The organism is Providencia sp. PROV255 (assembly GCF_028478065.1).
Classification (GTDB): domain Bacteria; phylum Pseudomonadota; class Gammaproteobacteria; order Enterobacterales; family Enterobacteriaceae; genus Providencia; species Providencia rettgeri.
Genome location: NZ_JAMPMI010000006.1, coordinates 40,132 through 65,102, shown reverse-complemented (window position 1 = coordinate 65,102; position 24,971 = coordinate 40,132). Strand labels below are relative to the sequence as shown.

Genomic DNA, 24,971 nt, shown 5'->3' with positions numbered 1-24,971 from the left:
TGTCATATAGAGGACTAAAGATTTAATATAATGAAAGTTACTCCGCAATAATTTGCACTTGATGCATTAAAATAATGTGATCAGCAAAGCGAGCCGTAAGGTTTAAATCGCGTAATACACAACACACATTTATTTTTCGTGTATTGACTAGATGCCGTAACAAACGAAAAAGATGTTGTTGGTGGTGAATATCGAGTACTGATGTCGGTTTATTCAAAAATAACCATTTAGATACAGGTTCATCTCCCCAAAGCTGAGCCAATAATATTGCCAACACCCTGCCCACCAGTGCCAAAAACTAACCATCTTGCCATTAATTATTCTCTTTAAGTTGCTTAACTAATAAACGAAAAGCTTCAAGTTGTTCCTGTAATAATTGACGGTGTTCATCACGCCCTAAGAAAATTTTAAACATGGCATCTCCTGATTGATTAAAAAATAAAATCGAGGCGGTATCCATTCCCATAAATTTTCGTTCAATTAGTGCAATATATGTACAATTTTCAGCTTTGATATGCCCTGTCATGCCTTTTTTACCACGTAAATTAAAATAACCATGGCGATGAAAACCTGAAGGCAACTCACCTGAAAATTCTAGAATAACATCCTGCGTATGAACTAGCGTGGTGACATTACCCCATGTGTGGACAGCATCCCAAATCAAGTCAAAATGTTTTCCTATCGTCAAAGCCATATCGGGCAAATGTCTTACTACATCCAATAAGGTGGTATCATATTGTTTTGCAATAGTTTCTAATGTTCCATCGGGCTCTGTTTTCAAAAAATCAGCTAACGCTACATTACTCATTAAATGTTCCTTTACGATATTTTTTCTTGCGTGAATTGGATAGAATTAAGATTCACGATAATCTCTTGAAGTGATTGAAGAATATTACTTGCCCAAAAACGGCCTTCATTCGTTAGTCTTAAATCAGTCGAAATATCTTGTGTTAATCCTGACTGATACCACTGCTGTAAGAGTGGAGACAGCATTTGCGCATGAGGGGTAAATTGTTCAAGTACAACTCGCGCTGTTTCAATACCAGCCTGTAAGCGATGGCGCCATTGATACTGCGGATCGGTCGTCTGCATCATCATCATGAGCGGTTTTCTTTTCGCATTAATTGCTTCATAATACGAGGTCAGATTCCTCTCCCCCATCCATGAATATCCATTGAGAGAGCCCCCGGCACCAGAGCCAAACGCCAAGCAATCAGCCCCTTGTTTAATCAACAAATTATATAAATTGCGTTCCCGTGTTGTCCGCGCCCAGTGGCTATTACTGATGCAGTGCCAGCCTTGTTTATCCATAAATTCGCAGCCTTGTAAATACAAGTCACGACGCTTGGCAGGATCAGGAACTGTGACTCGATTATTTTCAACCGCTTTACCAAGTGGCGTACTTGGGATCAAATTAAGTGCATAAAGGTCGACACCATCTAGGCCAATCTCACTTGCAATTCTCAGGTCTTCACCCCAAAACTCGGTTGTCTGCTCAGGTAAACCAAATAACAAATCACAAACCACCGCCGCTCTATCTCGATGGCACAATTTTTCCATAAATTTCCGAGCTTCCTCACCATTTGATGTCCGGGCCATTTTTTTACGAATTTTGCTATTAAATGACTGAATACCAATTGAAAAACGATTTGCTCCTGCATCTAAGCATGCATCAATACGTGCATCATCAAAATTAAGAACTCTCCCTTCAATGGTTATTTCACAATCAGGAGCTAATGGTAAACGAAGGCGTAACACATTAATAATACGCGCTAAATCATTAGCAGAAAGTGCAGAGGGTGTTCCACCGCCAAAATAAACAGCATGGATCGGGGCAGACTGGTGTAATACGTTGTCGGCTTCCGTTTCAATCTCCCGGATCAAATACTCTGTATAAATATGGCTTTCAGAGGCATCATAGCGATTTTGGTAGAAACCACAGAAAGTACAATGTGTTGCACAAAAAGGAATATGTAGTTATACCAATCGCTTACGTGGTTCGAACGTCGAATTGATTAATTTCTGCCATGTGTCTTGTCGTTTATCAGCACTAATTGGTACCGCCCCGCGCCAAGGCATTGTTGCATGCCTATCTTTAAATGGTTGATGGCCTTCTAATGCAAAATAAGGCGATAAATCAATATCATATTTCATATTATCACTCACTATCCGTTTCATCTGGCCAAATATTGTGGTGTAAAATCTCAACGGCATCCGCAATTCGAGGCCCCATACCTAAAATGAGTGCCTGATCGATACTCACAATGCGTTTATTTTTCCAAGCAGAAGTTCGGGTAAGTCCGGGAACTTGTTCTAGCTGGTTAAGGCCCTTTTCTACCATCTGGCTGGTTACAATGATCACTTCAGGGTTTGCCGCAATCAAACCTTCTGCGCTATAACTTCTGTATTGTGTGTGTTGCGCAAGATTGTTCGCACCAGCCAGTGTCAAAATGATATCGGCAACGCTACCTTTCCCTGCAATTTGTGGCGCACTACTACCCGCGGAAAGAATAAATAGCACATTGATTTTTTTGCCTTTCTTTTCATTTATTTGAGCAATATTATCCAATCGGCTACGTAACTGATTAACCAACGCATTCCCCTGTTCCGGTTTATGTAACACCTCCGATAAGGTATGAATATTGAGATACATTTGTTCAACCGTAGCTGGTATTCGAGGTAACGTTAATACACTGACTTTTTGCAGTTTTAGCTGATCAAAAACCAATTGAGGGCTTGCATCTTGCCAAGTGACAAACAACGTTGGATGCAAAGATAAAATTCCTTCGGCACTTAACTGTTTCCAATAACCAATATGAGGTAATTTTGCTGTTTCCACTGGCCAACTTGTTGTTTCATCAACACCAATCACTTGGTTTCCAGCGCCTAAAGCGTAAACTAACTCTGTGAGAGAGCCTCCTGCCACAACAATTCTTTCACTCGCAGCACTCACTATTGAAAAACTGAGTACAAATAGTGCAGCTATTATTTTTTTCATTTTTAGAATTTCCATACAAAGCCTGTTGCAGCGCTAAAACCAGAAGCAGGGATTGATTCGTGGGCAGTTTGGTATTTTTTATTGGTTAAGTTATTTAACGATAAGTTAATTTGGTACTGATCGTCTGAGCCAAATTCTGTATTAAACGCAAGGTTAAGAGTGGCCCAGCCTGCTGTGCTCGTTGGCTTTTCACCCGTTTTATCCTGTGCTTTTGCAGCAGCTCGAAGATATAAATCTGAGGTTAAGTTCACTTGGTCTAGAATCAATTGATGTTTAGCTCCAAAGCGCCCACTAACATTAGGCTCTCCGGTATCCCAAGTTTTTATATTCACACCATCAAATTGACGACGTAAATAATTCCCTGTGGCATAAGGAGTGATATCCCATCCTTGGTATTCGACGGTCATTTCTAGCCCGTATGTTTTCGCACGATTGATATTGTCATAATAGTGATATCCTGTTCGTGAAGAATTACTGTTTCCACTGCATATTGACTGCCCTGAACATGTGACTAAAGCGATATAATCCTTCGCTTCAGAATAATATAAAGCGCTATCGATATACCATTGATTACCGTTATAACGCGCACCGATTTCATAGTTGTTAGAACGCTCTGCTTTTAGTCCCTCATTTCCATAATTGATACTTCCCCCCGCTGAGGTTTGCATAAATAATTGGCTCAATGTTGGAAATACATAACCTTGAGCGAATGCGATACGCAGCTCTGTATTCTCAAACCCTGAATACCGTAAGCTTGTTGATGTAATAAATTGATTATCATGCGTTTTTGAGCTTTTAAGGTTATGATAAGTGTTCCCCGTTGTTGAGTGATTTGTATTTTCAAAACCACTTAACAACTCCGAACTTAACCAATATTGCCGCGCCCCTAATGTCCACTTCCAATCATCTGCAAAAGCATATTGATTTTGAGCGAATATCGACCAGTTTGTTTGCTCTGTTCGATTATGTGAATCACTGGTTTTTGTATAATTGACGGCAGGAGGGAACTGCGTTGAGCTTTGGGACTCTGTTGAACTTTTTGAAGACTGCTTTACACGGTCGCGCTGAAGCTGAGCTCCCACAACCAGTTGATTATTCGCGGGTAGTGTAATATCTGTTTGTAGTGTGATCCCTTGAGTATATTGTTTGTCATTCGATTGAGTCTGATTAGCTACTCGTAAATCGCCAATCATTGGGCTCCCTGTTGGTGTCACAACCGCCAGCTTATTTTCAAAATCACGCTCAATAGTTTGTTCATAAGCATCTAAATGAATATTTTTAATATATTCACCATCCGCTTGATAATCATAAAAAAGACCAATTTTTTCACGAGTTAAATCAGGAATTTTGACACTGAAGTGTTCATAGCTTGGGTCTTCATGCCATGTTTGTGTCGACAATTTATATCTATCAAGGGAAAGACCAAATTTATGTTTACCTTCGGTGTAACCTAACCACATACCTTGGCTATTATTGCGATGGTCCGTATTTTTTAGGCGCCCCTCGGGAGTATCTCTGTCACCTTGATCGGAGTAACTTCCGTTGAGCCGATAATCAAACTTACCTATGCTCCCCCATGCCGCTGCTGACTCTTCCCACCCTGTCGTTGCGGAGTTATATACCGCCTTAACAGTGCCTCCCAATGGCTTATTGCCACCTTTTTTGGTTATGAAATTAACGATACCACCAATAGCTTGAGAGCCGTAAAGTACTGAATAGGGGCCTTTCACCACTTCAATGCGTTCCAATGCGGATTCATCAATAAGCAGCCCAGCACCATAATCTTGCCCTGCCCGTTGATAAGTGACTTCTTGCCCATCAATTAAGATCAATACTCGAGAAGATGCTTCCCCACGAATGCGAATTTGTTTACGTCCCGCTAAGGCATTATCGGTAATTTCAACACCTAGAATATCGCGTAAATCATCTGCTAGCGCTATGTTTGTCGAACTATCAAGCTGTTGCTTATCAATGACTTGCATTGTTACTGGGCTATTCCATAAACTACTTTCACTTCGAGTTGATGTGACAACCATCGTTTCACTGGCATCAATATGGGCACGCGGTGGAGGCGTTGATGCAGAGAAGGCTCCTTGACTAACAAAAAGCGCTAATGAGCTGAGTAAAAATGTTCCATTAATATCCGTACGCATAGTTAACCTTTATGATAATAATAATAATCAGTATCATTACCATTTATAGTTTAGGGACTAATTAATGGTCAATTAATAAATTGCAAATAGCATGCAACTTTGATTTAAATCAAAAAAGCATAACGAAAATTATAAGTCCACCCTCCAGCAATCCGCTGCTGCAGTGCGCCGAACTTATTCACCCATAAAACTGGAAGGGGAAATATTGCTCAAGGTTGCCCCTGTTCCTGAAAGAAAGGTCGTCAAATTCTCGCTGGAGCTTATTAAGTTCATAGAGGTTATGATTATCACAAGCTGTAATTTCTTAAGCTTTATGACAAAATTCGGGATGGCAATTGCGAATAATTATTTATGTAAATAATAAAATTAAAGCACTAAACTGTACCATCAATATCTTCAATGCTACATCGCACACATTTGAGGACTAGAATATGAGTACCTTTTACCAATTAACGGCTAGAAGTCTTAGTGGCCAGCTTGTCTCTATGGCAGACTACGCAGGTAAGGTGGTTCTAGTCGTTAATACAGCCAGTCATTGCGGTTTTACACCACAATACGGTGGACTTGAATCTCTCTACAAGAAATACGCCGCCCAAGGTTTGGTGGTGCTTGGTTTCCCCTGCAATCAGTTTGGGAAACAGGAACCTGGCAACGCTGATGAAATCGCACGGACCTGCTATATTAACTATGGTGTGAGTTTCCCGATGTTCGAGAAAATAGAAGTCAATGGAGCCGCTACACATCCAGTGTTTCGCTATCTTAAGAACGAACTGCCCGGTTTGCTAGGTAAGAGAATTAAGTGGAATTTTACTAAGTTTTTGATTGGTCGTGACGGCACCCCGCTCAAGCGCTTTGCACCCAATACTACCCCTGAAAAAATGGAAACGGCAATCTTTGCAGCACTTTCGAAAGAACAATCATAATTAAATATCTACATCACAGGAGATTGATTATATCTGTTATCTTGAAATAGCGAGAAACGGAATCCTTTTCTACCTGTAGTCTTCCCAAGAGTTTTCTTTGACGCCAAACTCAATATTCGCTTCCAATCCTTTTATCTTCTTGATTATAAGTGGGATAAATTGTGATATACATCGCGAATAATAAATTTTCTATCGCCGATATTTTCCTTTTCCAAACAACTCAATAGCCTTTGAATTTAGAATTCAAAATACCTCAAAATATTATTAACCATCATGATAATTTAAAATCGAGTCCCGCTTACCTGAATGCAATTACGAAACAAAACGAAGCAATGAAAGCAGTCATAGGTAGTTAATCTGGTATACCAAATTCTACAAATACTACTCAATGCATAGCATTTGTAGAATTAAATAAAAACAATCTCGAAGTATTCTAATGAGGGAAAACACCGAAGTTATAAGCACTGTAGATAAAGTAAGGACTAACCAATAATCCAAAGTAAGGAGTTTTTGACAGGCATACCACTTGAAGTTACCTTATTGTTATAGAAAACAAAAACCACACAGCACAACCTCATGGATTTCTTTGCGCTTTGCACTTAACCTTTGTAGCCTCAGAATACCCCCTTTAAAACAGGATAGACAGTATGCATAAAAACAAAGCTATATTAGTATGTTTTGTTATCGCTTTAGTAACAGCTTGTTCATCAAACACTAAACCCCAAACTAAGTCAGATACTTGCGAGATAAAAATGGATACTCCCGAAGGTAACTTACCTGGGAAAATAGAACAGTCCAGTGGAAATAGTCCCGAATGTAAAGCGATTGAAAGAGCGATAGATAAAGCTATCTAACTAACATACGAATTAGACAGAAGCTAGCAAGCGGAGTTTTCATTGCAGAAAAGCCCCGATCATGGGGCTCATTAAAGATTTACGATTATTTATTGATAATAGTTACTCGCTTCACATCAACTTCTAATGAAGCCCACTCTTTATCAATTTCACCATCTAAACGAACTTTTGTTTCAGGCGTCACAACCTGTCCACGCCAGCGTCTATCATCAATATCTACAGCGATTGAGCCAGTACTATCTTTAAATTCGTAAAGCTCTTTACCAATCTGTTTAACAATATGACCTTCAAGTGAAACCCATGCATCATCAGGAAGCTCTTTCGCTTGAACGACAGTTGTCACTGCTTGAGCCGTTGCAACAAACCCACCTTTTGGACCAACAGAACCATCATTCGAAACAAATCCGCCAGCATGGTTGTTAGCTAACACGCCAAATGAAGCTGCTGATAATACGAGCGCAATAATTGCCTTATTCATAATAATTCCTTTTGTCTGTTAATTTTTTATAGTTTATCGATTAAATCTTAACAGAATCTTAAGGCAAATAATTAACACTTTAGAGGGGTTATTGCACATAACTGCACATGTAACTCTGACCAATCGTGACGATAAATCTTATGTTTATTTTAACTATAAAAAAGACCGCCTAGGCGATCTTTTATGGATAACTGATATAGCGCAGACGAACCGTTTAAATTAGGGCTGCTCAAATATCCAAGCACTACTAAATTATTCAATATTGGTCGAATATAAATTTCTATTTGGTCATCGGTACAACTTAAGCGAATAGTCCCTCTGGGGCTGTCTCTTAACTCACTTAATGCATTAAGTTCAATATCAATCTGTTCAAATAGAGGACGAATGGCATTCATCAGTTGTGCGCCAGCCTCTGTCACTGAAACATTTCGGGTTGTTCTTGCGAGAAGTCGAATCCCTAAACGCTCTTCCAAAAGTCGTATTGTATGGCTTAAGGCCGAAGGCGTCACACCAAGTCTTGCAGCCGCTTTTGTAAAACTTTGCTCTTGAGCAACGATCAGAAAAGCGTGCAAGTCATTCATTTTACCTTTCATCATTAATGAATTTTTCTCACAAGTTCATAAAGATTATACCCACTAATTAAATTATTACCCATATGCCATGATGATGTCCATTAAATATCGTAGGTGCATAGGTGAATATAATCGATGGATGATGCCATTTTACAAGAGCGAAACTTTCCCGAAAGAGCGAACTGGAGTGCAGTTTTTGCCATGACGCTATGTGTTTTTGTTTTGGTAGCTTCAGAATTTATGCCTGTGAGTTTGTTAACGCCGTTAGCGCTTGATTTTCAGGTGACAGAAGGAATGGCGGGACAAGGTATTACTATCTCTGGAATATTTGCTGTCATAACGAGCTTATTTATTTCTGCACTTACTCGCCATTTAAATCGTAAAGCTTTATTACTGGGGCTTACGTTCTTAATGGGAGTCTCAGGTGCATTGATTGCTTTAGCCTCCAATTATTATATTTATATGGCAGGCCGTGCGCTAATCGGTATTGTCGTAGGTGGCTTTTGGTCTATGTCAGCTGCGACAGCAATGCGTCTTGTACCAATAGAGCAAGTGCCTAAAGCACTGGCTATTTTCAATAGCGGTAATGCGCTAGCAACCGTTATTGCTGCACCTTTAGGAGCTTATTTAGGATCAACTATTGGGTGGCGAGGTGCTTTTTTAAGTTTAGTCCCTATAGCCGTGGCAACGATGGTGTGGTTATGGGTGAGTTTACCCTCAATGCCAACTGATTCTAGTAATCATAAAAATACACCTCAGATTTTCGGGATTTTTAGCTTTTTGAAATACCGTGTCGTCATACTCGGTATGTTTGCTATCGGTCTATTTTTTATGGGGCAATTTACTCTATTTACCTATGTACGTCCTTTTCTTGAGACCGTGGTAAAAGTCGATATCTCAATGGTGACATTTATTTTGTTACTTATTGGTATTACGGGATTTATCGGAACTCTACTGATTAATCGTGTATTAAAAATAGGGTTCTATCAAACATTGATGGTCATTCCATTACTGATGGCCAGTATTGCAGTATCACTTATTTTCTTTAGTTACTCCATTTTTGTTGTCATTGTATTGCTGAGTATTTGGGGCTTTATTGCGACTGCGGCACCTGTTGGCTGGTGGAGCTGGGTACCTCGAGTATTTACCAATAACGCAGAGGCTGGAGGCGGATTGATGGTTGCAGTAATCCAACTTTCTATTGCCTGTGGTGCTTCGGTAGGAGGCATATTCTTTGATTCGATGGGCTATGAAAGTACTTTTGCAATCAGTGCGTTATTTCTTATCGTTGCAGCAATACTTGTTCAATGCACAGCAAAGGCCGAAAGGGAAAAATAATATGTTGAATCTATTATTTAAAAATAGGTTTACCCCATTAACTTTTTATTTTCTGTTGGTATTTGGCAGTATTAACCAGCCATTATTGGCGCGTAATTTATCAATAGAGCCTCAAGTGTACTTAATCGAAATCCGTCTTGATACGCAAATAATTAAGGCAGAGCTAGAAGATTCAGAAATGACGCGTGATTTTATCCGTTTATTACCGCTCACCGTTGAATTGGCAGATTACTCATCCACAGAAAAAATCACTTATCTTCCCCGAAAGTTACTGACCGGTAATACATCCAGTGGGATCGTGCCAGAAGTGGGAGACATTACTTATTATGCCCCTTGGGGGAATATCGCTATTTTTTATCAACCATTTAGTTACTCATCAGGGTTATTTAAATTAGGAAAAATAACTCAAGGACTGGAATATCTGGAATTTACATCACCAAAACAAGCCGTAATAGAGCTTATCCAAAGAAATGACTAAAAGAGGATGCACATTATGAATCATGAACGTAGAGATTTATTGAAATTGACGGGGGCAAGTATTGCTGTTGCAAGTATGGCATCCATAATTACAGCGCCAGTATTAGCACAACCAAATACAAGTTTCAGTGAGCGATGGGATAAAACCTTTGTAAAAAGTGATAAAGTTGAACATAAAAAAGTCACATTCAAAAATCGTTATGGTTTAGTGCTAGTTGGGGACTTATATCAACCTAAAGATACCAGTGGGTTATCCGCTGCGATTGTATTGAGTGGTCCATTTGGCGCGGTAAAAGAACAGTCTTCAGGGTTGTATGCACAGACATTAGCGGAACGTGGTTTTATTACTCTCGCGTTTGATCCCTCTTTTACTGGCGAAAGTGGGGGGGAGCCTCGAAATGTTGCTTCTGCGGATATCAATACGGAAGACTTTAGCGCTGCTGTTGATTTTTTAGGTCTGCAGCCAAATGTTGACCGTAATCGTATTGGGGTACTAGCTATTTGTGGATTAAGTGGTATGGCTTTAACCGCAGCAAGCAGCGATTCACGCATTAAAGCCGTAGCGACAGCATCAATGTACGATATGTCTCGCAGTATTAGCCGTGGGTACCAAGATAGTTACACTATTGAAGAACAACATAAAGTGATTGATTATCTTAGCCAGCAGCGCTGGAAAGATGCAAAAAATGGATACTATGCTTTAGGTTACCATGAGGTGCCATTCGATGAAGATGGCAATATTATCGAGGGGCAACGTGTTTTACCGGAGACTTTGCCAGAGAATGCGCCACCTGTATTAGCCGCATTTTTTGATTATTACCGTACTCCTCGAGGTTTTCACCCTCGTTCAATTAACTCAACAACCGCGTGGACAGCAACAACGCCTATATCTTTTTTTAATTTTCCAATGCATACCAATATTGAAATGATATCACCAAGACCAATTTTGCTGATTGCAGGAGAAAATGCACACTCTCGTTATTACTCTGAAGATGTGTACAAAGTAGCTTCAGAACCTAAAGAACTCTTGATTATTCCAAATGCTGATCATGTTGATTTATATGATAATCCAAGCAAGATCCCTTTCGATAAACTCACTGTTTTCTTTCAGCAGAACTTATAAGTTGTAGCCTGTTTAGTCATTAAATCACAATTGAGGTAAATGCATTGAGAAAAATACTGTTTGCTTTATTGGTCAATTTTATGATGACTTTCTTTGCTTTTTCTTCGAGCGAAACTCGTCAGTTTCCTATTCCTAATACGGTCAGTACACAGATGCAGTCTTTGATTGCCAAACCTGCATCTTCGTGGGACGTTCATCCTAAAAATGCACAAGAGTGGAATCAATGGGTTCAAGATTTTGATACTGCAATTGAAACAACATTACCCGCGTTACGCCAACAATTAGAAGTTTCATTAGAAGCGAATAAACTCGGTAACGTACCTATTTTTATTCTCACCCCTAAACGGATGAAAAAAGAAAATCAAGACCGTGTGTTACTCAATCTTCATGGGGGGGGTTATGTTCTTGGGGCGGGAGAAGCAGGGACATTAGAAGCAACTTATATGGCGGGGATCGCAGGGTATCGAGTCATTGTGGTTGATTACCGAATGCCACCAGAACATCCTTATCCTGCTGCGCTAGATGATGCTTTTGATGCTTATCAAACGTTATTAAAAAGTGTACCCGCAAATAAAATTGGTGTATTTGGCACTTCGGCGGGCGGTGGCATGACGTTAGCCCTTATGTTAAGGATTAAGACGGCTGGGTTACCTTTACCTGCTGCTATAGCCCCTGGCACCCCCTGGTCTGATTTAACAAAAACTGGGGATAGCTATTTTACGAATGAAGGCGTCGATAATGTTTTGGTCAGCTATGATGGTTGGTTAGGTGATGCTGCAAAGCTTTATGCGAATGGGCATGATTTAAAAGGCCCAATGCTTTCACCTGTTTATAGTGACGTTACAGGATTTCCTCCCACATTATTAACCTCAGGCACGCGAGATTTATTTTTAAGCAATACCGTTCGTATGCACTTAAAATTACGTCAAGCAGGCGTTGATGCAAATTTAATGATACTTGAAGGAATATCTCATGCTCAGTACCACATGGACCCAAATGCATCCGAAACAATAACTCATTTCACTGAGGTGGGGCACTTTTTCTCACAGTATTTAAGATGAATGTAATATGGTGTTATCGTCATGTTCATAGCGTTTTTACAGATAAATCTTTCGAATCTTCATTATTAATTTGCGATGTTTATGGAAAAATACTTATAACCTAATGGAATTTTTTTAACTTACGTGGCGATACACTAAGGCTCAATCCATGAATAATGAATTATGTCTGCTTCTGGCACAAAGCAGCCAATTATATTCAATTTAGCTCTGTGCCCCAGTTGTGTCAGGTCAAAAAGTAAAGTCCATATTGTTTGTACTTCACAGCTCCTCTCCCTACCCTTTTTTACTTATTCAGCAATACAGTTAAAACGTCCAGCCCATTTCTTAGCTTTTAACCACTCGTAATTCATCAAAATTTGTCGTGTAAGCAGGCGACAACATTTCTCTTTTCATTTTGTATCCGCTATCACCGCCCTTACTTGCAAACCACACTTTACCCTGCCCACTCTTATTAATCGCGTCTAATGTTTTCATTAACTCATCGCTATTACGAAATGGCTTTTGTGTTGAAAACATATCAAACTGAGTAACATCTGAATCAGTAAAATCAGATAGTATGATGCCTGCTTTATAATACCGGTAACCGTCACGCCAAATAGTATTTAACCCACGCATTGCTGCATTGATAATATCTCTGGTGTCACTGCTGGGGTATTCGAGTTTTATATTAATGCTATTTGCGTAATCTTCACCTGATGCGTGACGGCTAGTTTGAATAAATAATCCGATAATTTTACAGCGTTGCTTCTCTTCCCTTAATTTTTCTGCTGCGCGTTCTGCATAATCACAAACAGCCTTACGCATTGTTTCTATATCTAAAACTTTCTGGCCAAATGAACGAGAGCACAGTATTTGCTGCTTAATTTTTCGGACTTCTTCTAATTCAATACATGGCTCACCATTGAGTTCTCTCAATGTCCTTTCTAATATAACCCCAAACGTTTTACGGATGGTTGCTACCGGTGCATTCGCTAAATCCAAAGCAGTATTTACACCCATAATTCTTAATTTTGCCGATATTCTACGACCAATACCCCACACCTCTTCGATTGGGATAAGAGATAATAATTTTCGCTGCCGTTGCTTGCAGGAGAGTTCAACAACTCCACCTGTTTTTCTCCATGTTTTTGCCGCATGGTTAGCTAGTTTAGCTAAAGTTTTTGTAGGGCCAATACCGATACCTACAGGGAGGTGAGTGTTTTGGAGGATAGTTGATTGAATTTCACGGCCGTATTCCTCAAGATTAAAGGTACTATTCATACCTGCAAAATCAAGAAAGGCCTCGTCTATTGAATAGATTTCTAAACGGGGCGCGAATGTTGATAATAGTGACATGACTCTATTACTCATGTCAGCATAAAGTACGTAGTTAGAACTAAATATATTAATGTTGTTTTGTCTATAAAAACTGTGGCGCTCGTAATACAGTTCCCCCATCTTTACGCCAAGTTTTTTCGCTTCTGATGAACGTGCAATCACGCAGCCATCGTTATTACTTAAAACAATTACTGGCTTCCCTGCCAGATCTGGCCTAAAGACTTTCTCACAACTTGCATAAAAACTATTTACATCAACCAGCGCAAACATTATTGCGCCCGATGAATAATGTAGGTAACAACGCCAAATATTTGAAAATCCTGTTCATCGTTGATAATGATTGGTGAATAAGCGGGATTCATTGGAAGTAACATAGGTGGGTTGAGGTGTAGTTTCTTAACCGTAAACTCCCCCTCAAAGCTAGCTATAACGATATCCCCCTCTTTTGCTGTGACCGCGCTGTCAACAATAACAACGTCACCATCATTGATATTTGCATCAATCATTGAATTCCCTTCCACCCTGAGCATATATGTGCTTTCAGGGTGCTTAATGAGGGCGCTATTTAAATTAATGCGGTCTTCAACATAGTCCGCAGCGGGTGATGGAAAGCCTGCTGGCACTCGGTCAAGAAAGAGGGGGAAGCTTGCTAGTAAATCATCTGTTTCAATTAGTCTTAATTTCATACGACACCAAATAATACTGTATGCATAAACAGTATTATTTAACCATTTTATGCGTATGTAAAGATCAATTTTCTATAGTCTCATTTTGTTCGCGCTCCGCAGCTTCCTGCTCTGCCCTTTCCGCTTCCTCTGCTGCACGTTTAGCTTCTTCTTGTGCTAATCGCTCTGCTTCCAGCTTAGCGAGTCTCTGTGCTTCAGCTTGCTTTTGATTGTAGATAGAATTGGATGGCATATTTACACGCACGTCAATCCAGTGGCCGTTTGGAATATCGCAGTAGTCGTAATCTTCACGCTCAATGTCGTTTTCATCAAGAAACTCCGGGTAAACAACATAAGTACTTAGGCAATGCGATGTTATTAGCTGTCATTACAGGACAACGACTTGGCGATATTTCAGCAATGAAATTTAGTGATATTTGGGATGACCATTTACATGTAACGCAAGAAAAAACAGGAAGTAAACTGGCTATTCCACTGGCGTTAAGATCTGATGCATTAAACATGTCGCTGAGAGATGTTGTTTCTAGATGCCGTGACCGTGTTCTCAGTCCGTATCTGATTCATTATTTTAGAACAACATCTCAAGCAAATAGAGGTGAGCAAGTTACAGCAAATACAATAACAACAAACTTCAAGAAGGCGCGAAATAAAACTGATATTGATTGGGGTGAAGGAACACCAGCTTCATTTCATGAACAACGATCTTTATCAGAAAGACTGTATCGGGATCAGGGAATTAATACAAAAGATTTACTGGGTCATAAATCGCAAAAAATGACCGATAAATATAATGATGATCGGGGTAAGGATTGGGTGAGAGTTGTTATTTAATAGTCGGAATATAGATAGATTTTGATAATTCGTTTTGATAACTTTTTGATAACCGTTTCAGAAGTGATAATAAAAAACGGGAACTATTAAGCTCCCGTTACTAATCACACCACGTAATAAATTACATGTGCTTAATGATTGCGTCACCGAACTCGCTACATTTCAGTAATTTAGCGCCTTCTAATTGACGTTCGAAGTCATAGGTTACAGTCTTAGCTTCGATTGCGCCTTCCATACCTTTAACGATTAGGTCAGCAGCTTCAGTCCAGCCCATATGGCGCAGCATCATCTCAGCAGAAAGAATAATAGAGCCTGGGTTAACTTTATCTTGGCCTGCATATTTTGGTGCAGTACCGTGAGTTGCTTCGAATAATGCGCACTCAGAACCAATATTTGCACCAGGAGCGATACCAATACCACCGACCTGCGCTGCTAATGCATCAGAAATGTAGTCACCATTTAGGTTCATACAAGCGATAACATCGTATTCTGCTGGGCGTAGCAGGATTTGTTGTAAGAAAGCATCTGCGATAACATCTTTAACGATAATATCTTTACCAGTTTTAGGGTTTTTAATTTTAACCCATGGGCCGCCATCTAATAATTCGCCGCCAAATTCCTCTTGTGCTAATTGGTATCCCCAATCTTTAAATGCACCTTCAGTGAATTTCATAATGTTACCTTTATGAACTAAAGTCACTGAATCACGGCCGTTATCAATAGCATATTCAATAGCAGCACGAACTAAACGTTTTGTGCCCTCTTCTGAACAAGGCTTAATACCAATACCACAGTCTTGTGGGAAACGGATTTTAGTCACACCCATTTCATCTTTCAGGAATTTAATAACTTTATCTGCTTCTGCACTACCCGCTTTCCACTCGATACCCGCATAGATATCTTCAGAGTTTTCACGGAAAATAACCATATCAGTCAGTTCAGGTTGTTTAACTGGGCTTGGAGTGCCTTTGTAGTAGCGAACAGGACGTAAACAGATATACAGGTCAAGTTGTTGACGCAATGCAACGTTCAGAGAACGAATACCACCACCAACAGGAGTTGTTAAAGGGCCTTTAATTGAAACACTGTAATCACGGATTAAATCGAGAGTTTCTTCTGGTAACCAAACATCTTTACCATAAATTTGTGTAGATTTTTCACCGGTGTAAACTTCCATCCAAGAAATTTTGCGCTCACCGTTGTAGGCTTTTTTCACTGCCGCATCAACCACTTTCAACATTGCTGGTGTGACATCGATACCAATGCCGTCACCTTCGATAAAAGGGATAATTGGGTTGTTCGGAACGTTTAGTTTGCCTTTTGCATCAATGGTAATTTTAGCGCCTTCTGCCGGAACTACTACTTTGCTTTCCATTAACCTCTCCTTTCACTTGCGTATTTTGCTTGTTAATTTTTTGTAAGAGACGTGTCAATACTACTTCAATCTGCGTCGAACGCCAATGATTACTCATCTAAGCTTCAATGCCGATCGCATTTAACGTACTGTTTTACCTTGTAAGTTAATCGAATATCTATTTATAAATACTGTTAAATCAATAAATTAATTTAAGCATTCCATTATTAGAAATAAATCAAACCGCGATGAAAAGTTGTCAATAACCCATTTGAGGGAACGACACAACTTTTGTTAAAATACTTCCCTCACAAAAAATAATATTAGCAAGTTAACTCAAATTAAAAATACGTTTTGCTCACACTATCACCATCCAAACAAATCCATATGTACTTATTTTTAAATGGAAAATTGTTTTTATTGATTTAAATGTTTTTAAAGTTGTTAATTAAATATTACATCGCCATGAAAAATACGTTCTAGGATCAAACCGTTAAATCTCCTACACTAGATGAAATAAGTCGCCGCAAATTAAAACCAATAAATTCTCATTGAATGACCATGAACAGACCGAACAAAAAATCAGTTCCGAAGAAAAATCGTTACTCGCCACCCTCGACTGCTTTAAAGCATAACGCTAAGCGTGTTTCGGTAAGACAGCAAATATCAACTAAAATCATTTTATTTAACAAACCCTTTGATGTTCTTCCTCAATTTACTGATGAACAAGGTCGCGACACACTAAAAAAATATATTCCAATCAACGATGTATACGCCGCAGGACGTCTTGATAGGGACAGTGAAGGGCTATTAATTTTAACCAATGATGGAAAACTACAGGCACGTTTAACTCAACCACAGAAAAAAACAGGGAAAATATACTATGCTCAGGTAGAAGGTATTCCCGATGAAGATGCACTACTAAAATTTCGGCAAGGGTTAATATTAAATGATGGTCCAACACTCCCTGCGGGAATCGAGTTAGTTGGCGAACCTGAATGGCTATGGCAAAGAACTCCGCCAATACGGGAACGCAAAAATATCCCGACTAGCTGGTTAAAAATTACATTATATGAAGGACGTAACCGGCAAGTCCGTCGTATGACGGCAAATATAGGTTTTCCAACGCTTAGGCTAATTCGTTATCAAATTGGTGAATTTAATTTGGGAAATCTTTCAGTTGGCGAATGGAAGGAGGTAACTGTTGTTTAAACCTAATGTGACTGTAGCAACTGTTGTGCATGCTCAAGGCAAATTTTTAGTCGTGGAAGAGTGGATAAATGATAAACCCACTTGGAATCAACCAGCTGGGCATTTAGAAGCTAATGAAACTATTTTGCAAGCCGCCGAACGTGAATTACTAGAAGAAACTGGAATCAAAGCCACACCAACACAATTAATTAAAATTCATCAATGGATTGCCCCAGATAAAACTCAGTTTATCCGTTTTTTATTTGCCGTAGAACTTGAATCCATTTGTGAGACACAGCCACAAGACAGTGATATTAGCAAATGCCATTGGCTGACTGCCCAAGAAATTCTAAATAGCAACTGCCTGCGTTCACCACTAGTGGCGGAAAGTTTGCGCTGTTTTCTCACAGGAAAGCATTATCCTCTCGATATTTTAACCGCTTACGGCGACCATTATCTTTAAGTACTTAACTTCTGCTTGGTGAAGATTTCACCAAGCAATAATATTCCCTGCTAACTCTGGTGTAATGCGGGAACAACATGCTAAAGTATGGGGCTTGATTTTTCCGCAGTGAGATATTTCCATGTCAAATAATAGTACCATGTCAGATAACAGCCAAAAAAAAGTCATCGTCGGGATGTCCGGTGGTGTTGACTCCTCTGTATCCGCTTACTTGCTACAGCAACAAGGGTATCAGGTTGCTGGTCTGTTTATGAAGAACTGGGAAGAAGATGACGACACAGAATATTGTTCAGCTGCTACTGACCTTGCCGATGCACAAGCTGTGTGTGACAAACTGGGTATTGAACTTCATACCATTAATTTCGCTGCTGAATATTGGGACAATGTTTTCGAACATTTCTTAACTGAATACAAAGCAGGCCGCACACCGAACCCAGATATTCTCTGCAACAAAGAAATCAAGTTTAAAGCTTTCTTAGAATTTGCGGCTGAAGATTTAGGCGCAGATTACATTGCTACTGGTCACTATGTGCGCCGCCGTGATGTCAATGGTAAAAGCCAATTATTACGTGGTTTAGATAACAACAAAGACCAAAGCTATTTTTTATATACTCTGAGCCACGAACAAGTAGCTAAAAGCCTTTTCCCCGTTGGTGAACTCGAAAAACCTGAAGTACGCCGTATTGCAGAAGAAATTGGCTTAGTTACTGCAAAGAAAAAAGACTCCACGGGGATCTGTTTCATTGGTGAGCGTAAGTTTCGCGACTTTTTAGGCCGCTACTTACCCGCTCAGCCTGGCCCTATCGTCACTGTTGATGGCGAAACAATTGGTCAACATGAAGGTTTGATGTACCACACTTTAGGGCAACGAAAAGGTCTCGGTATCGGTGGTACAAAAGAAGGCTCCGAAGAACCTTGGTATGTTGTCGATAAAGACGTCGAAAACAACATTCTTATCGTAGCTCAAGGCCATGAACACCCTCGTTTGATGTCTGTTGGGTTAATTGCTCAGCAATTACATTGGGTTGACCGGAAAACCATGACTGAGCCGCTACGTTGCGTAGTAAAAACACGTTATCGTCAAGCGGATATCCCTTGTACGATCACCCCATTAAGTGATGATCGCATTGAAGTGGCTTTTGACTACCCTGTCGCGGCTGTCACTCCAGGTCAATCCGCTGTATTTTATATCGATGAAGTTTGTCTCGGTGGCGGTATTATTGAAGCCCGTATTCAGGAGTAAATGTGGCAAAAAACTATTATGACATTACGCTTGCTTTAGCGGGTATCTGCCAAGCAAGCGCGATGGTTCAAAAACTCGCACATGAAGGTGTTTGTCTTGAGAAAGACACTGAAACCATGGTCAATAGCCTCACCAATATGAATCCAAAATCCACTTTGGATGTATTTGGTAATGATGCCGAAAATTTAAAGACGGGCCTCAGTGCCATGTTAGGTATGCTGACTGGCGGTAACAGTGGTTTATCGGCTGAAATGACGCGATATATGTTAAGCATTATGACGCTTGAACGTCGCCTCAATAAAAACCAAGAAGCGATGAACCAGCTGGGCCAACGTATTGAGCAATTTGAACGCCAAGCGGGTTATTTTGAACCACTTTCTGAAGGCGTGTTTAACGCACTTGCGGGTATTTATGTAGATGTAGTCAGCCCAGCTGGACCGCGAATTCAGGTCACTGGTTCCCCTGACATCCTAAAAAACACACTCGTTCAAGCAAAAGTTAGAGCCACCTTGCTCGCTGGCATTCGCTGCGCAGTGCTTTGGCAACAAGTTGGTGGAAGTCGCATTCAACTCATGTTCTCTCGCAATCGTCTGGCTAATCAGGCGAAAGATATTTTGTCTCACCTTTAAATCTGGAGTTGCTACCAATGGAATTATCCTCACTGACCGCTGTATCCCCGATTGACGGCCGTTACGGTGATAAAGTCAGCACGTTACGCACTATTTTTAGTGAGTTTGGTTTACTGAAATTTCGCGTACAAGTTGAAGTTCGCTGGCTACAAAAACTGGCTGCAACCGCTCAAATCAAAGAAGTTCCTGCATTTGCCGCTGACGCAATCGCTTACTTGGATGAAATTGTCGCGAACTTCTGTGAAAAAGACGCAATGCGTATCAAAGAAATTGAACGCACAACTAACCATGATGTGAAAGCTGTAGAATACTTTCTAAAAGAAAAGGTAGCGGACATCCCTGCTCTTCATGCAGTTTCTGAATTTATTCACTTTGCTTGTACTTCAGAAGATATCAATAACCTCTCTCACGCATTAATGCTGAAAACCGCTCGTGAAGAAGTCTTGCTGCCACAATGGCGTCAAATCATTGATAAAATCAAAACAATGGCTCATGAGTACCGCAATTTACCGTTACTTTCACGTACTCACGGTCAACCTGCAACCCCGTCCACCATTGGTAAAGAGTTTGCGAACGTTGCTTATCGTTTAGAGCGCCAATTCCGCCAGCTACAACAAGTTGAAATTCTAGGTAAAATCAATGGCGCAGTCGGTAACTATAATGCACATATGGTCGCTTATCCTGAAGTTAACTGGCACGAATTCAGCGAAACCTTTGTTACCTCTTTAGGCATTCAATGGAACCCATTCACTACGCAAATTGAACCTCATGACTATATTGCTGAGTTATTTGATTGCGTCGCTCGCTTTAACACTATCGTGTTAGACTTCGACCGTGATATTTGGGGCTACATCGCATTAAATCACTTCAAACAAAAAACAATCGCAGGTGAAATTGGTTCCTCTACCATGCCACACAAAGTCAACCCGATTGATTTCGAAAACTCTGAGGGTAATTTAGGCTTAGCCAATGCCGTCTTAGGCCATTTAGCTAGCAAACTTCCCGTTTCTCGCTGGCAGCGCGACTTAACTGATTCGACAGTATTACGTAATCTCGGTGTCGGATTAGGTTATGCATTGATTGCATATCAATCAACCATGAAAGGTTTGAATAAATTAGAAGTGAATGAACAACATTTACTGGATGAATTAGACCAAAACTGGGAAGTATTGGCTGAGCCAATTCAAACTGTAATGCGCCGTTATGGTATTGAAAAACCGTATGAAAAGCTCAAAGAATTGACCCGCGGTAAACGTGTTACCGCTGAAGGTATGAAACAATTTATTGATAGTTTAGACCTGCCAGAGCACGAAAAAGCACGTTTGAAAGAAATGACGCCTGCAAACTACATCGGTTACGCTGTCACTTTCATCGACGAGCTAAAATAGCTTCCATGGTTTCAAAAAAGGCGGCTTATAAGTCGCCTTTTTTAATTATCATTTTGAATTCCCTGCTCTATCTATCATACTAAGCTATTCAAAGCTAAATATAGATAAATTATATTTCCGCTTCGTTTGATTTATATTTACTTAATCCCTTGTCGTTGTTCAGAACTCTTTTTACCATAGCGTATCTAGTGCTACTATCTGATAAGTTGTAGCTATCTCTTTTCAATATGAGGGTTTCCGATGCGTATTCTTATTGTCGAAGACAATGCGTTACTTCGTCACCATTTAACCGTCCAGCTTAAAGAGCTTGGCCATCAGGTTGATTCAGCTGAAGACGCAAAAGAAGCTGATTACTTTTTGCACGAAAGCTGTCCAGATATCGCAGTTGTCGATTTGGGCTTACCTGATGAAGACGGGCTTTCTATGATCAAACGCTGGCGTAGCGAGCACGTCAATATTCCACTATTAGTATTAACTGCTCGGGAAAGTTGGCAAGAAAAAGTACAAGCGCTAAACAGTGGTGCTGATGACTACGTGACTAAACCTTTCCAGTTAGAAGAACTGGTTGCCCGTATGCAAGCTTTGATGCGCAGAAATAGTGGTCTTGCTTCACAAGTACTCGAATTAGGCAATTTCGTGATTGACCTATCACGCAAAGAATTTACCGTTAATGGCGAAACCGTCAAATTAACCGCTTTTGAATACACTATCATTGAAACGCTACTACGCAACAATGGGAAAGTGGTTAGCAAAGACTCGTTAATGCGCCAGCTTTACCCAGATGCTGAGCTCAGAGAAAGTCATACCATTGATGTTTTAATGGGCCGTTTACGAAAAAAAATCCAACAATTTCATAGTGATGATGTAATTGTCACAGTGCGTGGTCAAGGCTACCGTTTTGATGTGAATGGCTAACATGAAGCTACGTAAATTTAAGTTCAAACCCCTTTCGCTACGAGCACGTTTTCTCTGTGCAACATCCGCGGTGATCTTGGCACTCACTTTATCCTACGGCATCGTCGCGATTTTGGGGTATTTGATTAGTTTCGATAAAACCACTTACACCCTATTACGTAGCCAAAGTAATTTAATTTATAGCCTAGCCCAATGGCAAAACCATAAAATTGACATTCGCGTCCCCCCAAATTTCACGTTAAACAACCCGACTTTGGTCATTATTTATGATGAACAAGGGCTCGTGTTATGGCGCCAACGTGATGTACCTAGCGTTGAACGGCTGATCCGTAATGACTGGCTTAAAAAAGAAGGCTTATATGAAATTGATACAGACATTCGCGAAACTCGCCAACTTCTAGATGACAACCCCGAATTCAATACAAAATTAGATGACATGGATAACGACGATGAACCGCTTACTCACTCCGTGTCCGTCAACCAATATGCAGCTAGTGAAAACCTGCCTCCGCTCACCATTGTCGTTGTTGATACACTACCACAAGACTTACAAAATACGGGTTTAGTTTGGGAGTGGTTCGGTTATGTGTTACTAGCTAACTTAATCTTAGTTATCCCACTATTATGGTTAGCGGCCTATTGGAGCCTACGGCCAATTAAATCATTAGTATCACAACTAAGTAGCTTAGAAAAAGGTGAACGAGATACACTGGATGAGAACCCTCCGTATGAGCTTCGTGGGCTAGTACGTAATCTTAATATTTTATTAACGAATGAACGTAAGCGTTACAGCAAATACCGCACGACACTTTCTGATTTAACACACAGTTTAAAGACGCCTTTAGCCGTTTTACAGTCAACACTGCGGCTTCTTCGTTCAGGTAAGCAAATGAATATTGAGCAGGCTGAACCCATCATGCTCGAACAAATTGGCCGTATATCTCAACAGGTGGGTTATTATTTGCACCGCGCATCAACGCAAGGTGATGAAAATATGATGCTGCGCGAAATTTCATCTGTTCCATCAATATTAGACAGCCTTGCGAGTGCCCTCCATAAAGTTTACCAACACAAAGGTGTTTCTATTACGGTTAATGTTTCTCCTGAAACAACTTGGCTGGGTCAACCAAATGACTTTATGGAAGTGATGGGTAATATCATGGAAAACGCGTGTAAATATTGCCTTGAATTCGTCGAAGTTAGTGCTATTGCCGGAACTGATAGCTTAACATTGGTTGTTGATGATGATGGCCCAGGCGTGCCCGAAAGCAAACGTAGTTTGATTTTCCTTCGTGGGCAACGTGCAGACACCCTTCGTCCAGGTCAAGGTTTAGGTTTGTCCATTGCAGTGGATATTATCGACCAATACGAGGGAGATATCACAATTAGTGACAGCCCGCTTGGTGGTGCTCGTTTATCCGTCACATTTAGGCAGCAATCTATGATTGAAGATAGTTAATCTGTGATATGCGTCCACTTGTCCCCTATTTTACAAACCATTTCCGGTATACTATTTATGAAGTGTTTTATAAATAGTAATTTAGGGTAATGTACTTGGTTCACTCTCAAGATAAACCTTTAATACCCGTTTCTCAGAAAGTTTATTTAACAGCATACCATTACACACATATAGGTCATTTTGCAGTATTGGAACCGGGTATATTGTAATAAACTGATTAGCAATACTTAGCAGCTCCAAGGGACAATAAGATGGATTACAAACTAAATCTCGACTGGCAGAGTTTCCTCGACAGTCACTGGCAGAAGCGCCCACTGCTTATCAAAAAAGGGTTTGCAAATTTTATTGATCCTATCTCGCCTGATGAACTTGCAGGTTTGGCGATGGAAGATGAGGTTGATAGCCGTTTGGTTAGCCATAAAGAAGGGATTTGGCAGGTTGGTCACGGACCATTTGAAAGCTATGACCACCTTGGCGAAGAGAATTGGTCTATTTTAGTTCAAGCAGTTGACCACTGGCATCATCCAAGCTCTGCATTAATGAAACCATTTCGCGTCCTTTCGGACTGGCGGATGGACGACTTAATGATTTCCTACTCAGTCCCCGGCGGTGGTGTAGGTCCTCACCTAGACCAATACGATGTGTTTATTATTCAAGGTGAAGGCCGTCGTCATTGGCGAGTGGGTGAAAAAATCCCAATGAAACAACATTGCCCGCACCCTGACTTACTACAAGTTCAACCTTTTGACGCCATCATCGACGAAGAAATGGAACCCGGCGATATTTTATATATTCCACCTGGGTTTCCACATGAAGGTTACGCCATTGAGCCTTCATTAAATTACTCAGTTGGTTTCCGTGCCCCAAATACTCGTGAGCTGCTCAGTAGTTTTGCCGATCACCTAATTTCTAATGACTTAGGCAGTTATCGTTATAGCGATCCTGATTTATCATTCCGTGATAACCCTGCTGAGATCTTGCAAGGTGAACAAATTAAACTGCGCGAAATGATGGAATCACTGATTAATGACCCTGAGCTATTTCGTAAATGGCTAGGTGAGTTTATCTCACAATCACGTCATGAATTAGACATTGCTCCACCTGAACCACCTTATGAGCAAGAAGAAATTTATGATTTACTGAAAACTCAGCAAGAAACCTTATACAAATTAAATGGTCTCAGAGCATTGCGCGTTGGCGACCAATTTTTTGTTAATGGAGAATGCTTAGAAACCGAGTGTTATGAGGCTGCTGATAGCTTATGTCGTTATGATGCCGTTAATAGCCAAATTTTAGCTGATGCCATTGATGACGTTAATTTTATCGCACTGCTTACCGCACTCGTCAATAATGGTTATTGGTATTTTGATGATTAATCAATACCGTTAATATTAAATTTGTATTTTGTGTAAGGGCTCATTAATTATGGGCCTTTTATTAAAAATAATATTCTCAGTATAATATGACAAGGCTCTCCTCCCTATTGATGAAAACCGCTAATTGCCAATTACCCCCCCT

The 24,971-nt window shown here is 40.2% G+C and carries 23 protein-coding genes and 3 pseudogenes; 15 read left to right on the top strand and 11 right to left on the bottom strand.

Features of this window, described 5'->3' with window-relative positions:
- Positions 1 to 43: 43 nt before the first annotated feature.
- The 5 genes and pseudogenes from hmuV to PR725_RS05615 all read right to left on the bottom strand — a co-directional run.
- Positions 44 to 274 (bottom strand): annotated as a pseudogene (gene hmuV / locus PR725_RS05635) (heme ABC transporter ATP-binding protein); the annotation flags it as partial.
- Positions 275 to 313: 39 nt separating this feature from the next.
- On the bottom strand, positions 314 to 808 hold the full coding sequence (hutX, locus tag PR725_RS05630; RefSeq protein WP_109913089.1) for a heme utilization cystosolic carrier protein HutX: 495 nt from the start codon (positions 806 to 808) through the stop codon (positions 314 to 316).
- A gap of 11 nt (positions 809 to 819) precedes the next feature.
- Positions 820 to 2,178, bottom strand: a pseudogene (gene hutW, locus PR725_RS05625) (heme anaerobic degradation radical SAM methyltransferase ChuW/HutW).
- A complete protein-coding gene (locus PR725_RS05620) occupies positions 2,159 to 3,013 on the bottom strand; it encodes a heme/hemin ABC transporter substrate-binding protein (protein ID WP_109913090.1) in 855 nt (284 codons plus the stop codon). Before PR725_RS05620 ends, hutW begins: the two are co-directional and overlap by 20 nt.
- Positions 3,001 to 5,151, bottom strand: a complete 2,151-nt coding sequence (locus PR725_RS05615; RefSeq protein ID WP_272567985.1) for a TonB-dependent receptor — start codon at positions 5,149 to 5,151, stop codon at positions 3,001 to 3,003. Before PR725_RS05615 ends, PR725_RS05620 begins: the two co-directional genes overlap by 13 nt.
- Before the next feature lie 431 nt (positions 5,152 to 5,582).
- On the opposite strand from PR725_RS05615, the gene PR725_RS05610 reads away from it, so the two are divergent.
- Positions 5,583 to 6,074 (top strand): glutathione peroxidase, encoded by a 492-nt coding sequence (locus PR725_RS05610; RefSeq protein WP_109913092.1) that lies wholly within the window; start codon positions 5,583 to 5,585, stop codon positions 6,072 to 6,074.
- Positions 6,075 to 6,721: 647 nt separating this feature from the next.
- Positions 6,722 to 6,928, top strand: a complete 207-nt coding sequence (locus PR725_RS05605; protein ID WP_004261484.1) for a hypothetical protein — start codon at positions 6,722 to 6,724, stop codon at positions 6,926 to 6,928.
- An 85-nt stretch (positions 6,929 to 7,013) separates the two neighbouring features.
- Here the strand turns inward: PR725_RS05605 and PR725_RS05600 are convergent, their stop codons facing one another.
- Both PR725_RS05600 and PR725_RS05595 read right to left on the bottom strand, forming a co-directional pair.
- On the bottom strand, positions 7,014 to 7,406 hold the full coding sequence (locus tag PR725_RS05600; protein WP_004911541.1) for a YgiW/YdeI family stress tolerance OB fold protein: 393 nt from the start codon (positions 7,404 to 7,406) through the stop codon (positions 7,014 to 7,016).
- Between the two features lie 149 nt (positions 7,407 to 7,555).
- Positions 7,556 to 8,002: a LysR family transcriptional regulator gene (locus PR725_RS05595; protein WP_272567982.1), complete on the bottom strand. Its 447-nt coding sequence runs from the start codon at positions 8,000 to 8,002 to the stop codon at positions 7,556 to 7,558.
- Positions 8,003 to 8,113: 111 nt separating this feature from the next.
- On the opposite strand from PR725_RS05595, the gene PR725_RS05590 reads away from it, so the two are divergent.
- From PR725_RS05590 to PR725_RS05575, 4 genes are read left to right on the top strand one after another with little or no spacing between them, the layout of a single operon-like run.
- Positions 8,114 to 9,316: an MFS transporter gene (locus PR725_RS05590; RefSeq protein WP_196718338.1), complete on the top strand. Its 1,203-nt coding sequence runs from the start codon at positions 8,114 to 8,116 to the stop codon at positions 9,314 to 9,316.
- Between the two features lies 1 nt (position 9,317).
- On the top strand, positions 9,318 to 9,794 hold the full coding sequence (locus PR725_RS05585) for a cyclophilin-like fold protein (RefSeq protein ID WP_117162310.1): 477 nt from the start codon (positions 9,318 to 9,320) through the stop codon (positions 9,792 to 9,794).
- A gap of 6 nt (positions 9,795 to 9,800) precedes the next feature.
- Positions 9,801 to 10,916 (top strand): alpha/beta hydrolase, encoded by a 1,116-nt coding sequence (locus PR725_RS05580; protein ID WP_164528747.1) that lies wholly within the window; start codon positions 9,801 to 9,803, stop codon positions 10,914 to 10,916.
- Positions 10,917 to 10,960: 44 nt separating this feature from the next.
- Positions 10,961 to 11,977 (top strand): alpha/beta hydrolase, encoded by a 1,017-nt coding sequence (locus tag PR725_RS05575; protein ID WP_196718336.1) that lies wholly within the window; start codon positions 10,961 to 10,963, stop codon positions 11,975 to 11,977.
- Positions 11,978 to 12,301: 324 nt separating this feature from the next.
- Here the strand turns inward: PR725_RS05575 and umuC are convergent, their stop codons facing one another.
- The 3 genes from umuC to PR725_RS05560 all read right to left on the bottom strand — a co-directional run bounded on the left by umuC (position 12,302) and on the right by PR725_RS05560 (position 14,212).
- Entirely contained in the window at positions 12,302 to 13,564 is a 1,263-nt protein-coding gene (umuC, locus tag PR725_RS05570) for a translesion error-prone DNA polymerase V subunit UmuC (protein WP_272567977.1), read from the bottom strand.
- Positions 13,564 to 13,980, bottom strand: coding sequence for a translesion error-prone DNA polymerase V autoproteolytic subunit (gene umuD / locus PR725_RS05565; RefSeq protein WP_110731987.1), 417 nt, complete (start codon positions 13,978 to 13,980; stop codon positions 13,564 to 13,566). Before umuD ends, umuC begins: the two co-directional genes overlap by 1 nt.
- A 64-nt stretch (positions 13,981 to 14,044) precedes the next feature.
- Positions 14,045 to 14,212 (bottom strand): hypothetical protein, encoded by a 168-nt coding sequence (locus PR725_RS05560; RefSeq protein ID WP_155242213.1) that lies wholly within the window; start codon positions 14,210 to 14,212, stop codon positions 14,045 to 14,047.
- A 92-nt stretch (positions 14,213 to 14,304) separates the two neighbouring features.
- Between PR725_RS05560 and PR725_RS05555 the strand changes: the two are divergent.
- A pseudogene (locus PR725_RS05555) lies at positions 14,305 to 14,811 on the top strand (tyrosine-type recombinase/integrase); the annotation flags it as partial.
- A gap of 121 nt (positions 14,812 to 14,932) precedes the next feature.
- On the opposite strand, the gene icd reads toward PR725_RS05555, so the two are convergent.
- On the bottom strand, positions 14,933 to 16,186 hold the full coding sequence (gene icd / locus PR725_RS05550) for an NADP-dependent isocitrate dehydrogenase (protein WP_272567975.1): 1,254 nt from the start codon (positions 16,184 to 16,186) through the stop codon (positions 14,933 to 14,935).
- 534 nt (positions 16,187 to 16,720) lie between these two features.
- Between icd and rluE the strand changes: the two genes are divergently transcribed.
- The 8 genes from rluE (at position 16,721) to PR725_RS05510 (ending at position 24,829) form a co-directional block, all read left to right on the top strand.
- Positions 16,721 to 17,377 carry a 23S rRNA pseudouridine(2457) synthase RluE gene (gene rluE, locus PR725_RS05545; RefSeq protein WP_004911743.1) on the top strand — a complete coding sequence of 219 codons (657 nt, stop codon included), beginning with the start codon at positions 16,721 to 16,723 and terminating at the stop codon, positions 17,375 to 17,377.
- On the top strand, positions 17,370 to 17,819 hold the full coding sequence (locus PR725_RS05540; protein WP_117162357.1) for an NUDIX hydrolase: 450 nt from the start codon (positions 17,370 to 17,372) through the stop codon (positions 17,817 to 17,819). Before rluE ends, PR725_RS05540 begins: the two co-directional genes overlap by 8 nt.
- A gap of 139 nt (positions 17,820 to 17,958) precedes the next feature.
- Positions 17,959 to 19,062, top strand: coding sequence for a tRNA 2-thiouridine(34) synthase MnmA (mnmA, locus tag PR725_RS05535; protein WP_117162510.1), 1,104 nt, complete (start codon positions 17,959 to 17,961; stop codon positions 19,060 to 19,062).
- A gap of 2 nt (positions 19,063 to 19,064) precedes the next feature.
- A complete protein-coding gene (gene hflD, locus PR725_RS05530; protein WP_004911750.1) occupies positions 19,065 to 19,691 on the top strand; it encodes a high frequency lysogenization protein HflD in 627 nt (208 codons plus the stop codon).
- 17 nt (positions 19,692 to 19,708) lie between these two features.
- Positions 19,709 to 21,079: an adenylosuccinate lyase gene (gene purB, locus PR725_RS05525; RefSeq protein WP_109911612.1), complete on the top strand. Its 1,371-nt coding sequence runs from the start codon at positions 19,709 to 19,711 to the stop codon at positions 21,077 to 21,079.
- A gap of 240 nt (positions 21,080 to 21,319) precedes the next feature.
- Positions 21,320 to 21,994, top strand: coding sequence for a two-component system response regulator PhoP (gene phoP / locus PR725_RS05520; RefSeq protein ID WP_004911754.1), 675 nt, complete (start codon positions 21,320 to 21,322; stop codon positions 21,992 to 21,994).
- A 1-nt stretch (position 21,995) separates the two neighbouring features.
- On the top strand, positions 21,996 to 23,453 hold the full coding sequence (phoQ, locus tag PR725_RS05515) for a two-component system sensor histidine kinase PhoQ (protein WP_181937042.1): 1,458 nt from the start codon (positions 21,996 to 21,998) through the stop codon (positions 23,451 to 23,453).
- Positions 23,454 to 23,704: 251 nt separating this feature from the next.
- Complete coding sequence (locus PR725_RS05510; protein ID WP_004911758.1) at positions 23,705 to 24,829, top strand: ribosomal protein uL16 3-hydroxylase; 1,125 nt, start codon at positions 23,705 to 23,707, stop codon at positions 24,827 to 24,829.
- The last annotated feature ends 142 nt before the right edge of the window (positions 24,830 to 24,971 follow it).